Annotated in this window: 15 protein-coding genes; 4 read left to right on the forward strand and 11 right to left on the reverse strand. The window is 54.6% G+C overall.

What is annotated here, in order from left to right; genetic code table 11:
- Window positions 1–25 precede the first annotated feature (25 nt).
- The 8 genes from K3729_05430 to ttcA all read right to left on the reverse strand — a co-directional run bounded on the left by K3729_05430 (window position 26) and on the right by ttcA (window position 7,640).
- Window positions 26–520: a histidine phosphatase family protein gene (locus K3729_05430; GenBank protein ID UWR00219.1), complete on the reverse strand. Its 495-nt coding sequence runs from the start codon at window positions 518–520 to the stop codon at window positions 26–28.
- Window positions 517–1,161, reverse strand: a complete 645-nt coding sequence (locus K3729_05435; GenBank protein ID UWR00220.1) for a ferredoxin — start codon at window positions 1,159–1,161, stop codon at window positions 517–519. The genes K3729_05430 and K3729_05435 overlap by 4 nt, the downstream gene beginning before the upstream one ends.
- Before the next feature lie 46 nt (window positions 1,162–1,207).
- Window positions 1,208–1,711, reverse strand: coding sequence for a hypothetical protein (locus tag K3729_05440; GenBank protein UWR00221.1), 504 nt, complete (start codon window positions 1,709–1,711; stop codon window positions 1,208–1,210).
- Between the two features lie 63 nt (window positions 1,712–1,774).
- The gene (gene argB, locus K3729_05445; GenBank protein ID UWR00222.1) at window positions 1,775–2,641 is read right to left on the reverse strand and encodes an acetylglutamate kinase; all 867 of its coding nucleotides are present in this window, start codon (window positions 2,639–2,641) and stop codon (window positions 1,775–1,777) included.
- Between the two features lies 1 nt (window position 2,642).
- Complete coding sequence (gene yihA / locus K3729_05450) at window positions 2,643–3,290, reverse strand: ribosome biogenesis GTP-binding protein YihA/YsxC (protein ID UWR00223.1); 648 nt, start codon at window positions 3,288–3,290, stop codon at window positions 2,643–2,645.
- A gap of 64 nt (window positions 3,291–3,354) precedes the next feature.
- Window positions 3,355–5,181: a membrane protein insertase YidC gene (yidC, locus tag K3729_05455; GenBank protein UWR00224.1), complete on the reverse strand. Its 1,827-nt coding sequence runs from the start codon at window positions 5,179–5,181 to the stop codon at window positions 3,355–3,357.
- 155 nt (window positions 5,182–5,336) lie between these two features.
- Window positions 5,337–6,713: a GGDEF domain-containing phosphodiesterase gene (locus K3729_05460; GenBank protein ID UWR00225.1), complete on the reverse strand. Its 1,377-nt coding sequence runs from the start codon at window positions 6,711–6,713 to the stop codon at window positions 5,337–5,339.
- 72 nt (window positions 6,714–6,785) lie between these two features.
- Window positions 6,786–7,640: a tRNA 2-thiocytidine(32) synthetase TtcA gene (gene ttcA / locus K3729_05465; GenBank protein UWR00226.1), complete on the reverse strand. Its 855-nt coding sequence runs from the start codon at window positions 7,638–7,640 to the stop codon at window positions 6,786–6,788.
- Between the two features lie 99 nt (window positions 7,641–7,739).
- Between ttcA and K3729_05470 the strand changes: the two genes are divergently transcribed.
- Entirely contained in the window at window positions 7,740–8,279 is a 540-nt protein-coding gene (locus tag K3729_05470) for a DUF3833 domain-containing protein (GenBank protein ID UWR00227.1), read from the forward strand.
- On the opposite strand, the gene yidD is transcribed toward K3729_05470, so the two are convergent.
- From yidD to rpmH, 3 genes are read right to left on the reverse strand one after another with little or no spacing between them, the layout of a single operon-like run.
- A complete protein-coding gene (gene yidD, locus K3729_05475) occupies window positions 8,276–8,497 on the reverse strand; it encodes a membrane protein insertion efficiency factor YidD (protein UWR00228.1) in 222 nt (73 codons plus the stop codon). The two genes, K3729_05470 and yidD, sit on opposite strands and share 4 nt — an antisense overlap.
- Complete coding sequence (gene rnpA / locus K3729_05480; GenBank protein UWR00229.1) at window positions 8,494–8,889, reverse strand: ribonuclease P protein component; 396 nt, start codon at window positions 8,887–8,889, stop codon at window positions 8,494–8,496. The genes yidD and rnpA overlap by 4 nt, the downstream gene beginning before the upstream one ends.
- A 44-nt stretch (window positions 8,890–8,933) precedes the next feature.
- The gene (gene rpmH, locus K3729_05485; GenBank protein ID UWR00230.1) at window positions 8,934–9,068 is read right to left on the reverse strand and encodes a 50S ribosomal protein L34; all 135 of its coding nucleotides are present in this window, start codon (window positions 9,066–9,068) and stop codon (window positions 8,934–8,936) included.
- A 336-nt stretch (window positions 9,069–9,404) separates the two neighbouring features.
- Here rpmH and K3729_05490 point away from each other — a divergent pair, with 336 nt between their 5' ends.
- From K3729_05490 to K3729_05500, 3 genes are read left to right on the forward strand one after another with little or no spacing between them, the layout of a single operon-like run.
- The gene (locus K3729_05490) at window positions 9,405–10,130 is read left to right on the forward strand and encodes a TVP38/TMEM64 family protein (protein ID UWR00955.1); all 726 of its coding nucleotides are present in this window, start codon (window positions 9,405–9,407) and stop codon (window positions 10,128–10,130) included.
- Window positions 10,131–10,133: 3 nt separating this feature from the next.
- Window positions 10,134–11,552: an FAD-dependent oxidoreductase gene (locus tag K3729_05495; protein UWR00231.1), complete on the forward strand. Its 1,419-nt coding sequence runs from the start codon at window positions 10,134–10,136 to the stop codon at window positions 11,550–11,552.
- A 21-nt stretch (window positions 11,553–11,573) separates the two neighbouring features.
- Entirely contained in the window at window positions 11,574–12,998 is a 1,425-nt protein-coding gene (locus tag K3729_05500; GenBank protein ID UWR00232.1) for a HAMP domain-containing histidine kinase, read from the forward strand.
- Window positions 12,999–13,000 lie beyond the last annotated feature (2 nt).

A 13,000-nucleotide genomic window follows, 5' to 3' on the forward strand; every position in this document is an offset into this window, starting at 1 on the left:
CACGCGGTTGCGTGGCCCTTTTGCGTTACAGGTCCCGTGGAACAATAAAGTCCACTGCGTTGCCCTTACCGGGCTTCAGCCAATCTTCATCAGCAAATTCAATAACCGTGGTCGCGCAGGTCGGGTAATCGTCGAATCTGTAGTGATCGGGTGCGTAAGTCACAAAGCGCCGCGCCGCCATTCCGATCCCGGGATTGTGGCCGACGATTGCAATCGTCTGGGCATCTACCGCGCTTGCTACTTCTTGGATCGTCTCTGGTGCGGCGTGGTACAGCATGCCTATCTCTTTGGTCGCGATAGTCTCTGCTAGCTCGCGTTTCACCATGTTTGTTGTTTGCAGTGCCCGTGTCGCGTCAGAGGTCAAGATCAGGTCTGGCACATAGCCCTGCGCCTTAAGCCATCCACCAATAGCTTCTGCTGCCTTTTGCCCTCTGTCCGTGAGAGTACGCGCATGGTCGTCTGCATAGATGTTATCCCATCCTGATTTGGCGTGACGGATGAGGATAAGTCGTTTTGTCATAGGAATGCTTTCATATGGTGCGTTGCTTGGGCAGGCATGCGATTGCCGTGTCCGATAGGGCATGCACGCCGACTGCGACAGCCTTGTGACATACAATCAGCCCCTTGAGCCGTGCGAAGGTGTGATTTGCAACTGTCGACATCATACCCGTCATGAAACGCATTCACAGGGCATGCAGGGATGCATGGCTTTTGGGTACATGTGATGCAGGGGTTCTGTGCTTGGGATGGAGCGATAGCGTCATCCAGCAACAGAACACCGCGAAACGACACGAATAGCCCCGCAACATCATGCACTAGAAAGCCGATGGGCGAGGACCAGAAACGCCCGGTACGCAATGCCCACGTGAAAACGGGTTGAAAGGGTGGGCCACCAAAGGGGAACAGCGCAATTGCGCCGTGTTTTTCAGCAAGATCGCCAATAACCCGCAACGACCAGCGGTCCAGCGGGTCCTCCTGTTGATCGTGGTATTCGGCACTTTGCGAAAATATCGGCCAGAATGCGGGTTCTTGGGGCCCGGTCAGGACAAGCGTGCCGTCACGTTGCAGGTTGTCCGCTGGCGCCGTGGCGCAGTGCCCAAGCGCTTGCAAGCCGTGTGCGGACAGGTCGTCGATCAATTGTTCCGGATAGGTGGGCAGCATTGGGCCAGACTAGCGGCTCACCGACCTCGCGCAATCGTCTTTTGTATTAATCCAGCCGTTGCCAGTTCGGCGGTATTTTCGCGGGTGTACTGTTCGTCGTAAAGCTAAGCGAGTTGCCGGCACAGGTGTACGTTCCATCACCGTTGCCAAACATGCCTGTCGAGGAACTAAATGGAATCTCCATGCGGGTCCCCATGACGTCGGCTGCACCAACGAGGTTATAGTCCGTTGCGGTCGCAGCCCACGATCCACCTTCGGCCTGCATCCCGCCCGCGCTGTAACCGGACACACTGACGTCCATTTCGGGGGCGTTCGGGACTTTGACCCGCAATGTCATGTTCTGCACTTCGATGCGTACTGATCCGGGTGGGGCGACTTGCATCACGACCATGCCGCCAACAGGCGTCGCGGCACCTTGCATTTGGGACGCCATGATCTGTGCAAGCTCATCGAGGTCCGCCTGCCATGTGCCAACGACGCAAGGATCGATCGCAGCGTTAGCAAAGTTCGCGAAACAGGAAAAAGCGGTAGCAAGGCGTAATGTCGACATGTCAGACCTCTTGGCTAGGGTTGTGTTAGGTTACCACAACACGCCTCAATCGCGAAATCTGTTTTAGTCGTTGCGTATGATTGATCCGGCGCCATGTTCGGTAAACAGTTCGAGCAGGCTGGCGTTCGGCAATGTGCCATCAAGGATCACGACAGCGCGGACACCTTCATCAAGTGCTTTTAGGGCTGTTTCGGTCTTTGGGATCATGCCGCCCGCAATTGCGCCGCTTTTGATCATGTCGCGAACTTGGATCGCAGACAATTGGGTCATCACCTGACCGTTTTCGTCTTTCACACCGGGGACATTCGTTAGCAACAAAAGGCGGTCCGCCTTAAGTGCCGCCGCAATGGCGCCAGCGGCGGTGTCGCCATTGACGTTAAATGTTTCGGCGCGGCCTGTACCGGATGCGACAGGCGCAACAACCGGGATGATGCCCGCTGCGTTCAGATCGTGCAGGACCTGCACGTTCATTTTGGACGGTTTGCCAACAAAACCCAATTCAGGATCGTCCGCTTCGGCGACCATCAGGTCGTCGTCTTTGCCAGACAGGCCAACAGCGCGGCCACCTTCGTCCATAATGGCCTGTACGATCCGCTTGTTCACGAGACCAGTCAGGACCATTTCCACGACTTCGACAGTTTTCTGGTCAGTCACGCGTTTGCCGCGCACAAAGCTGGATTCGATGCCGAGTTTGTCGAGCATATCGTTGATCATCGGACCACCGCCATGCACCACAACAGGGTTCAACCCGACCTGCTTCATCAGCACGATATCGCGGGCGAATTCGGCCATCGCGTCTTGGTCGCCCATCGCATTGCCGCCGAATTTGACCACGACGATGGCCCCTGCGTAGCGCTGCAAATAGGGCAGGGCTTGGGATAGGGTTTGAGCGGTTCCGATCCAGTCGCGAGTCATGTCTTGGGCCTTCATATTAATCAATCCCGGCAATAATTGCGCGCAGTGTCTCGATGCCATCACCCTTCTCGGATGAGGTCAAGATCAGCTCGGGGTAAGCGGCAGGGTGTTTCACCAGTGCCGCGCGGGTTTTTGCAAGTGATTGTTCCAACGCATCGCCACGCAGCTTATCCACCTTCGTCATGACGACTTGAAAGGTGACAGCCGCACTGTCGAGCAAGGACATGATTTCGTCGTCAACGGCTTTGGCCCCGTGACGCGCGTCGATCAAAACAAACACACGGCGCAGGGTTTGACGCCCACGCAGGTAGCTTTTCAACAAGCGCTGCCATTTTTCGACGACGGGCAGGGGGGCGTTGGCAAAGCCGTAACCGGGCAAGTCAACAACATATAAATCACCAGCAGTGAAGTAGTTGATTTCTTGCGTCCGGCCTGGGGTGTTCGAGGCGCGCGCAAGACCTTTGCGGCCTGTGAGCGCGTTGATTAGGGACGATTTACCCACGTTGGAACGCCCAGCGAAACAGACTTCTAGGCGGTCCGCAGGCGGCAAGCCGTCCATGGCAACGACGCCTTTCACGAATTCGGTTTCCCCCGCGAACAGCAGGCGACCGGCTTCGCGTTCGGCGTCTTCGGGTGGCTGAACTTCGGGGAAGCGCATTTCCATTGTAAGGCTCGTTCGTTTGACTGTGATGAAGAAAAAACCGCCGCATCACTGCGGCGGCTTTGGTTTATTTGTTTTTCGGCTTTGCTGGCGCATCCTTGGCGGGCGGCGCTTTCTTGAAGCTTGAGGTGATGTTCCCGAACAGATCGGGTTTCGACCCGTGGCTCCGCATGATTGTGTATTGCTGGATAAACGTGATCACGTTGTTGGTGATCCAGTAGAGGACAAGACCGCTGGCGAAACCGCCCAGCATGAACATGAAGACCCAAGGCATATAGGCGAAGATCATTTTCTGTGTCGGATCTGTTGGGGCCGGGTTCAGTTTCTGCTGCAACCACATGGATACACCCAAAACAATCGGCATAATCCCAATCGCGATCAGTGCGATAAAGCTACCCGGTTCTGGCGCGCCCCATGGCAGAAGGCCGAACAGGTTGATGATTGACGACGGATCCGGAGCGGACAAATCTTTGATCCAACCAATCCAAGGCGCATGACGCAGTTCGATCGTCACGAAGATCACCTTGTAGAGCGAGAAGAAGATCGGGATTTGCAGCAGGATCGGCATACACCCAGCGGCTGGGTTAACCTTGTTATCCTTGTAAAGCTTCATCATGCCTTGCTGCAGCGCCTGTTTGTCTTCGCCTGACTTTTCTTTCAGGGCTTCCATTTCAGGCTGCAATTCCTTCATTTTCGCCATGGAAACGTAGGATTTGTAAGCCAAAGGCAGCACGAGAGCCTTTAGGATGAAGGTTAGCGCGATGATCGACCAACCCATGTTGCCAATGATGACATTCAGGTTGTGCAGCAGCCAGAAGATCGGCTTGGTCAGGAAAAAGAACCAGCCCCAGTCGATGCTGTCGAGAAAGCCGGTGACGCCTTCTTCGTTTTCGTAGTTGCGGATCGCGTCCCATTCTTTGGCACCAGCGTAAAGTCGCGTCGTGACTTCGGTTGTTTCACCTGGGGCGACCGTTTGCAGCGCCATGACTGCTTCAGCTTGGTACAAGTCGCGGCTGTCGAAATACTTGGACGTGGACCGGAAGGCCGTGCCTTGTTCCGGGATCAGCGTTGTCATCCAGTAGTGATCTGTGTAGCCGATCCAACCGTTTTCGGTTGCTTCCAAACGTTCTGCTTGGGTGCCTTCGCGCGGGTCCAAATCGTAGTCGACGATTTTCTTGTAGTCGGTTTCTTCCAATTCACCGTCAGTCATTCGCACGAGGCCTTCGTGCAGAATGAAGAAGTTCTTCAAGTCTGCCGGTGTGCCATGACGGCGCAGCAGGCCATATGGCCGCAAAGTAATGTTGGAAGTACCAGTGTTTTCAACGCTTTGAACGTAATCGAACATGAAGTCTTCGTCGACGCTAATTTCAGTGCGGAAGATGTGGCCAGCGCCATTATCCCAGACCAAGGTCACAGGTGTTTCAGGCGTCAGCGCATCACCGCTTTCGACTGACCAGATGGTGTCGGGGCCGGGGACCTGATCGGCAGCGATGCCTTCAGCAGAGGCCCAACCGAATGTAGCGAAATAAGCTTCGGCTTCGCCTACAGGCTTCAGGAGGTGAACGATAGGTGAACCGTCGACCAATTCCTCGCGGTATTGGGTCAGTGACAGATCATCGATACGGGCACCCTGAAGGGACAAAGAACCTTTGAATTCGGGTGTTTCGATCGCGATACGTGCGGCTTCTGCGACGGTTTCTGACGCGGCGGGCGTTGTTGTCGGTGCCGACGTGGTTTCCGCGGCAACGCTTGGCGTTGTGACGTCTGCTGCTTCTGCGACTGGTGGCAGATCAGTCAGCGCGGGTTCTTCAGGCGGGAAAAGCCAAAACCACACCATCACAACGAGGAAACTTAGCACCGTTGCGAGTATCAGATTCTTGTTTTGGTCGTCCATGCGAATGCCGCCTGTGTCGAAGAAAAGGTCCCGCTGGTTCAACCCCTCAGAACCCCAAAGGTCAAGCGGTTTTGCCTTGTTTTGATGAGAATTCGACGTGATTGATTGCGGATAATTGCCATTTCACGTCGCGCATCTGTGCGACCGTCTGGCAATTATTGAAGATAGCGCGGTCTCTGCGCGAAAACCTGCGGCAAACTGTAGTCGCGCAACCATGTCAGTGTTTCGGCGGGGGGAAGAGGGCGGGCGATGGCAAACCCTTGTGCATGACCGCAGCCGTTCTTCGCCATGTGTTGGATTTCGCTCGTCGTCTCAACACCTTCGGCGAGCGTTTCTATTGATAGGCCCTTAGCGACCATCAAGATCGTGTTAACCATTTGCTGTTGGCTTTCATCGACATCAACGTGGGAGACGAAGGAACGGTCAATTTTGATCCTATTAACGCTAAAATTCTGAATGGTTGTGAAGGCCGCGTGGCCGGTACCAAAATCGTCAAGGTCAATGTTGCAGCCCACGTCGGAAATTGCATGCAGGTTCCGAATGATCGGATCGTCAGCGCCCCTTGCAACGACGGTTTCCAAAATTTCGATGACTAACCTGTCAGGTGTCAGGTCAAAGGCATCCAATTCTAACCGAATTATGTCGACAAGATTCGGATCGCGCAGTTCAAATGCCGACATGTTGACGGATACGCGTGGCACGTGGACGTTCGCGTCATCCCATTTCCGCAGCGCACGAAGGGAATCTCGTAACATTACCAAACCAAGTTGGCGCATCATCCCAGCTTCTTCCAAGATGGGGAGGAATTCCGCAGGTGAAATCACACCTCGTATCTTGTGATTCCATCGTGCCAGCGCTTCGACTCCTGAGACTTCATTGGTCGACAGGCACAGCTGAGGTTGGAAATATGCATGAATTTCGCCAGTTTTAATTGCGCGCAATGCCTCCGCCAAGAGAGAGCGGCGGGCATCGATGCGTTCTTTCATTTCGGTCGAATACACCCGGATCATCGAAACGCCTTGGCTCGCAGCCTCAATTTGCGCGACGCGGGCGGCTTCTAACAGTTCCTCACCGTCTTCCTGCTGTTCCGGGGAGGATATTGCGCAGCCTAAAGAGAGGCTAATTTGCAGTTCTTCGTCACCAAGTGGAATGGGTTCCGCCGCCTTGTCCTGGATCATCATCGCAAGGTCTAATAGCCCCGCGCGGACCAATCCCCTTAAGGGGCTGACAACGCATACAAATTGATCCCCGTCCAATCGGCGCACAACATCCCGAATGAGAAGAACGCCCTTTAGACGGTCTTCCAAAACCCGCAAAACATGACGGATATCTTTACCATTTCGGGTACGTCGCAGATCGTGAAAATTGTCGATTTCAGCCACGATCACAATCGCATTGTAGCAATCGTAATAGCGGCGTTTAAGCGTATCGTCCAAGGCGTCGATGATCTGTTCACGCGGGTCGGTCGGCCCTACGAAGACGTTTAAGACGGCAGTGATCCGTGTCCATAAATGGTGGAGGAAACTGCGCAAATCTGTGCCTCGCTTGGTAACGGGCACCATGCCCTAACGCGCAATGGATAAGACAGATTAGATAAACTTTGATTAATCCTGTTCAGGATTCGTCATCAACCCAACGAAATCGAACAGCTTTGGGTCGAGTAGATGCGACGGCCTTGCATTTGTTAACGCGCGGAACATCTTTTGGCGGCGACCGGGGTGGTTCTTTTCCCAGCCGTCCAGCATTTGTTTGATCTGCTGACGTTGTAGTCCGTCCTGTGATCCGCACAGATCACATGGAATAATCGGATAGTTCATTGCCGTTGAAAAAGCTTCGCAATCGGCTTCCGCCACATGCGCCAGCGGGCGATACAAGAACAGATCGCCTTCTTCGTTAACGAGCTTCGGTGGCATCGTCGCCAGACGGCCGCCATGGAACAGGTTCATCATAAACGTTTCGAGAATATCATCGCGATGGTGGCCCAAAACGACGGCGGAACATCCTTCCTCGCGCGCAATACGGTAGAGATTTCCGCGTCTTAGCCGCGAACATAATGCGCAAAAAGTGCGGCCAGCGGGGACTTTGTCCATGACGATGGAATAGGTGTCTTGGTACTCAATCCGGTGCGGTACGCCCATCTTTTCCAAGAAAGCAGGCAGAACGGTCGCTGGGAAATTGGGCTGTCCCTGATCCAGATTGCAAGCAACCAGATCGACTGGCAACAGCCCGCGCCATTTCAGTTCGTACAAGACTGCCAGCAATGTGTAGCTGTCTTTGCCCCCAGATAAACAGACCAGCCATTTCGGCGGCTTCCCATCGCGTGCTTCGGGCGCGATCATGCCATATTGTTCAATCGCTTCACGCGTATTGCGCACAATCCGTTTGCGGAGTTTCTTGAACTCTGTCGTGGAGGGGGCGCCATTAAAGAGCGGATGAATATCTGTGTTTTCGTCTAGCATGATCCCGCATTATAGCGCGGTCGCGATCCCGCCAAGGGGTTTCGTGACTTGCCGCTGCAGCTTTGCGAATTAAGTCATCGGAGGAAAAGAGGAACAAATATGCGTTTATTGATTGCTGCCGCCTTGATCGTATTGTCCGCTTGCACCGGGAAGCCGTCCTTTGACGACGAAAGCCTAAGCCGCGAAAAACTAAACCTTGAAGAATTCTTTGACGGTGAATTGGTCGCATATGGCCAGTTCCAAGACGTTTTGGGCACCGTTCGGCGCAGTTTTGTGGTCGAGTTGAAAGGCGATTGGGACGGGGAACGCCTGCGCTTGGAAGAAGATTTCATTTACGAAGATGGATCGACCGAGAAACGCATCTGGACGCTGACGAAGACCGGACCTGATAGTTGGACGGGGACAGCCCCGGGTGTGATCGGTGTCGCGACTGGTGAAGAACAGGATAATCGTTTTAATTGGCGCTATGAAATTGATTTGCCAATTCCGGCGGCGGACGGGTCTGTTGAAACCATGCGGGTCACGTTTGACGATTGGATGTGGTTGCTGTCTGAGGACCGTTTGTTCAATCGCGCCTACGTGCAGCGGTATGGCTTCGACATCGGTGACGTCAGCATTTCGTTTGAAAAGCTAAACTAGTCTGGGACGTTGTCGATGCCCGAGCCGCCCCAAGGGTGGCATCGCCCGATGCGGCGAATCGTCAGGATGCTACCTTTGACGCCGCCATGCTTTTCCAACGCTTCAAGGGCGTAGGCGGAACAGGTTGGTTGAAAACGGCACCCGTGTCCCACCCAAGGACTAAGCAGAAGGCGATATGCCTTGACGGGGATTGCAAAGACGTGGGCAAGCGGGCTCATGTGTGCACCTTATCCAATGCGCGGATCAGGTCACTTTGCAATTGGGTGAAGGGCAGGGCGGCTGTCGTTTCGAACCGTCCGACAAGAACGTAATCCCAGCCGTCGCGGCCGTGATCCTTAAGAACAAGACGCGCAACTTCGCGCAACCGGCGTTTGGCGCGATTGCGGGCGACGGCATTGCCGACTTTCTTGGAGCAGGTGAAACCGACACGGATACCATCGGCCGTTTCATCGGCGTGGCGTTTGCGTGCCTGCAGATGAATCCCCTTAGTTCCAAAGCGTTGCGCTTTGGAGCACCGGACGAAATCAGCCCGCTTGGTCAGTACAGTGATCGCTGGACAAGCGAAAACCGCCGGTGGACCGTCCATGTGATCGACCGTTTGGTCAGACATGGGTGCCACCGGCGGCTTCAATTCGAATAACCGAAAGTTGGCGCTTACGCGCTCAGCTTCGCGCGGCCTTTTGCGCGACGGTTGTTCAGGATCTTGCGGCCAGCTTTAGTCGCCATGCGCGCGCGGAACCCGTGACGGTTCTTACGAACCCGGTTAGATGGCTGGAACGTACGCTTCATCGCGTGTCCTCCGGTTAATGGGCCAAACCCTGTCAGGGATTCGAAGCCGATTGGAATTCAGACTTGTCCTTTAGAGGGGGTACCGTGTCCTGTCAACGCAGGTCAGACCAGAAAACTGCAACAATTTCACATAGCGTGGCAGGTCAAATGTTTCAGTCGACGGCCTGATAGGCCCCGAAGTATCGCAAACCGCTAACGACTGATCAAGCGCCCGTGATCGGGGTATCACCAACAGACGTTTCAAGTCATCTACAGTCCCAACGAAAGCGCGTCCGTCAACCGTGATTGCGCCGCGCAATATGATAGGATGACCCGATGATTGATGCCCCGACCGAAATGGCCCCTGATAAGCAAAGCAATGCCTTTGTCCGCAGATTGCCCCTTATAGTCATAGCGGTTGTCGCTGTGTTGGGTGCGATTTTCTTGCGTGATTTCCTGACATTCGATGCGTTGAGTGAAAATCGTGAAACGCTCCTGGCCTTCCGCGATGCCAATTACCTGCTGACAGCGTTGTTGTTCATTGCAGCCTACGTCGTGATCGTGGCCTTTTCATTGCCGGGTGCAACAATTGCTACGCTAACAGGCGGCTTTTTGTTCGCTACGTTCCCCGGTGCGTTATTTAATGTGACTGGTGCGACGTTAGGGGCGACTGCAATTTTCCTCGCGGCCCGTTGGGGATTCGGGGAAAAGCTGGGTGCCAAGCTGGAAGGATCCGAAGGGATCGTCAAAAAGATCAAAGATGGAATCGATGAAAACCAATGGTCGATGCTGTTCTTGATCCGTCTGGTGCCCGCGGTGCCGTTCTTCATGGCGAACCTGATTCCGTCGTTCCTGGAGGTCCCGACACGCCGCTTCATCATTTCAACATTCTTTGGCATCATTCCGGGTGCTGTGGTCTACACGTCCGTTGGTGCGGGTCTTGGTGAAGTGTTCGAGCGTGGCGAAACCCCGAACCTTGGCATCATCTTTGAGCCATTCATCATTGGCCCAATCATCGGCCTTTGCGTGCTTGCCGCACTTCCTATTTTGATCAAGGCCGTGCGCGGCAAGAAAGGTCTTTAAGCCATGAAACGTATTAAAACTGATATCTGTATCATTGGTGGTGGCTCGGGCGGTCTGTCTGTCGCAGCTGGTGCTGTTCAAATGGGCGCAAAAGTTGTCCTGCTCGAAGGCCACAAAATGGGCGGTGATTGCCTGAATTATGGCTGTGTTCCATCAAAGGCGCTGATCGCGTCCGCGAAACAGGCCTATGCGATGTCCCATGGGTCCGCGCTGGGCATTGCAGACGAACAGGCGCAGGTGGACTACGCGGCGGCCAAAGATCACGTCGCCGACGTCATCGCGACGATTGCACCAGTCGATTCGGTCGAGCGTTTCGAGGGTCTGGGCGTTCAGGTCATTCAGGAATTTGGCGCGTTCATCTCTGAAAACGAAGTGCAAGCCGGTGATACGATCATCGAAGCGCGTCGGTTTGTTGTGGCCACAGGGTCTGGCCCGTTTGTGCCGCCAATCGATGGCATTAGCGACGTTACATACTATACAAATGAAAACATCTTCGATCTGCGCGAAAAACCAAAGCATCTTCTCATCATCGGTGGCGGGCCCATCGGTATGGAAATGGCGCAAGCACATCGTCGCCTTGGTTGCGATGTCACCGTGATTGAAGGGGCCAAGGCATTTGGCAACGATGATCCGGAAATGGCCGAAATCGTGCTGAACAAGATGCGCGACGAAGGCATCCAGATCATCGAAGGTGCGCAGGCGGAAAAGATCAGCGGCACGGACGATACGGTTACGGTTCACACGCCAAAGGGTGATTTCACTGGGTCCCATTTGCTTATGGCCGTTGGGCGTAAAGTAAACATCGACAAGCTTGATCTGGATAAGGGCAACATCGCCCATGATCGGCGTGGTTTGAAAGTTGGGGATGACCTGCGGTCCGAGACAAACAAAAAGGTTTATGCCGCTGGTGATGTCGCTGGTGGTCTACAGTTCACCCATGTCGCAGGCTATCACGCAGGTGTTCTGATCCGGTCACTTCTGTTCGGTCTGCCGTCCAAGCAAAAGACGTCTCATATTCCCTGGGCGACTTACACAGATCCAGAATTGTCCCAAGTCGGCCTGACTGAAGCGCAAGCCCGCGAAAAACATGGCGACAAGTTAGAAGTGGTGCGTTTCGAATATCACCACAACGACCGTGCCATCGCAGAACGGAAAACCACGGGCCTTATCAAGGTGATGGTGGTCAAGGGACGGCCAGTGGGCGCGTCCATCGCAGGCCATCTTGCGGGCGAATTGATCTCGATGTGGGCCATGGCGATTGCAAATAATATGAAAATGTCTGCCATCGCCAATACCGTTTTGCCTTACCCGACCATAAGTGAGGTCAACAAGCGGGCGGCTGGGGCCTATTTCAGCCCGCGCTTGTTTGATAGTGCAATGGTTAAGCGGGTTGTTGGGTTCGTTCAGCGCTGGATCCCGTAACGCAGGCAAGAAGGCGTCATTATGTTCAATACCCTCTCTGGGCGGTTCTTGGTTCTTACTATCATCTTTGTGATGTTGGCCGAAGTTTTTATCTTTGTGCCGTCGATTGCGCGGTTCCGCGAAGATTACTTGCTCGAACGCCTTGAGAGGGCGCAAATCGCGTCTTTGGCGCTCGAGGCGGATCCGTTCATATCGCCAGAGCTGCAATCAGAGCTTTTGAAAAACGCTGACGTCTATAACGTTGTTCTACGGCGCAACGAAGTCCGGCAATTGGCGTTGTCATCACCGATCCCGTTTCCCGTGATGGCGACCTACGACATGCGCGATCCGTCGTCGTGGGAATTGATCAGGGACGCGATGTCGACGCTTGTCACCCAGGACGAACAGGTCATCCGTGTGATGGGGACACCTGTGCAGGGCGGCGGAACGCTGATTGAAATCACGACACCGCAAATGCCGCTGCGCGATGCAATGATGGCGTATGGACGGAACGTCTTGATCCTGTCGTTGGTGATTTCGGTTATCACGGCGGCGATGTTGTTTGTTGCGGTTCGCTACCTGCTTGTTCGGCCTATCAAAGGGTTGGTCGATCAGATGGAACGGTATGCCGCGGCACCAGAAGACGCGCGTAAGATCATTGAACCAACGGCCACCGTGCGCGAATTGCATGCGGCTGAACTGGCGTTGCAGTCTATGGAAAACCAACTGACCGGCGCATTACGGCAAAAAGATCGTCTCGCGCAGCTTGGCGGTGCCGTTGCCAAGGTCAGCCATGACCTGCGCAACATCCTCACGTCAGCGCAATTGTTCACGGACCGGATCGAAAGTTCGGAAGATCCACTGGTCAAACGCATGGCACCCAAGTTGGTCGGATCGATCACGCGCGCGGTCAATCTGTGCGAAACGACCTTGGCCTTCGGGCGCGTGGAAGAACCGCAGCCAACGCTAACCCGCATTGTTCTGGTCGGATTGGTCGACGAATTGTTGGAAGGCGAACGGCTTGCGGCAGGCGACGCACCAATCACGTTTGAAGCGGATGTGCCGACTGCGATGACCGTACGCGCGGACGGAGAACAAATTTTCCGGGTCCTGTCCAATTTGCTGCGCAATGCCCGTCAAGCGATTGAAGCGACGCGGGCCCCTGGCACGATTACGATCCGCGGTTTCGAAGACGATGCAGCGTGGTGGATCGAAGTATGCGATACGGGGCCAGGGTTGCCGAAGCGAGCACGGGACAATCTGTTCAAACCGTTTGAAGGCGGGGCGCGTAAAGGCGGGACGGGACTGGGGCTCGTCATCGCAGGCGATTTGATCAGAGGCCACGGTGGCCGGTTGGAGCTCGGTAACACGGATGAAAACGGTACTGTGTTCGTGATCCAGCTGCCAAAAGCTGACTTGGCACTAGAGCCTTCGGCGTTAGAAATGGCCTCAATTGAACAAGATTAAAA

Source organism: Rhodobacteraceae bacterium S2214, assembly GCA_025141675.1.
Taxonomy (GTDB): Bacteria; Pseudomonadota; Alphaproteobacteria; order Rhodobacterales; family Rhodobacteraceae; genus Yoonia.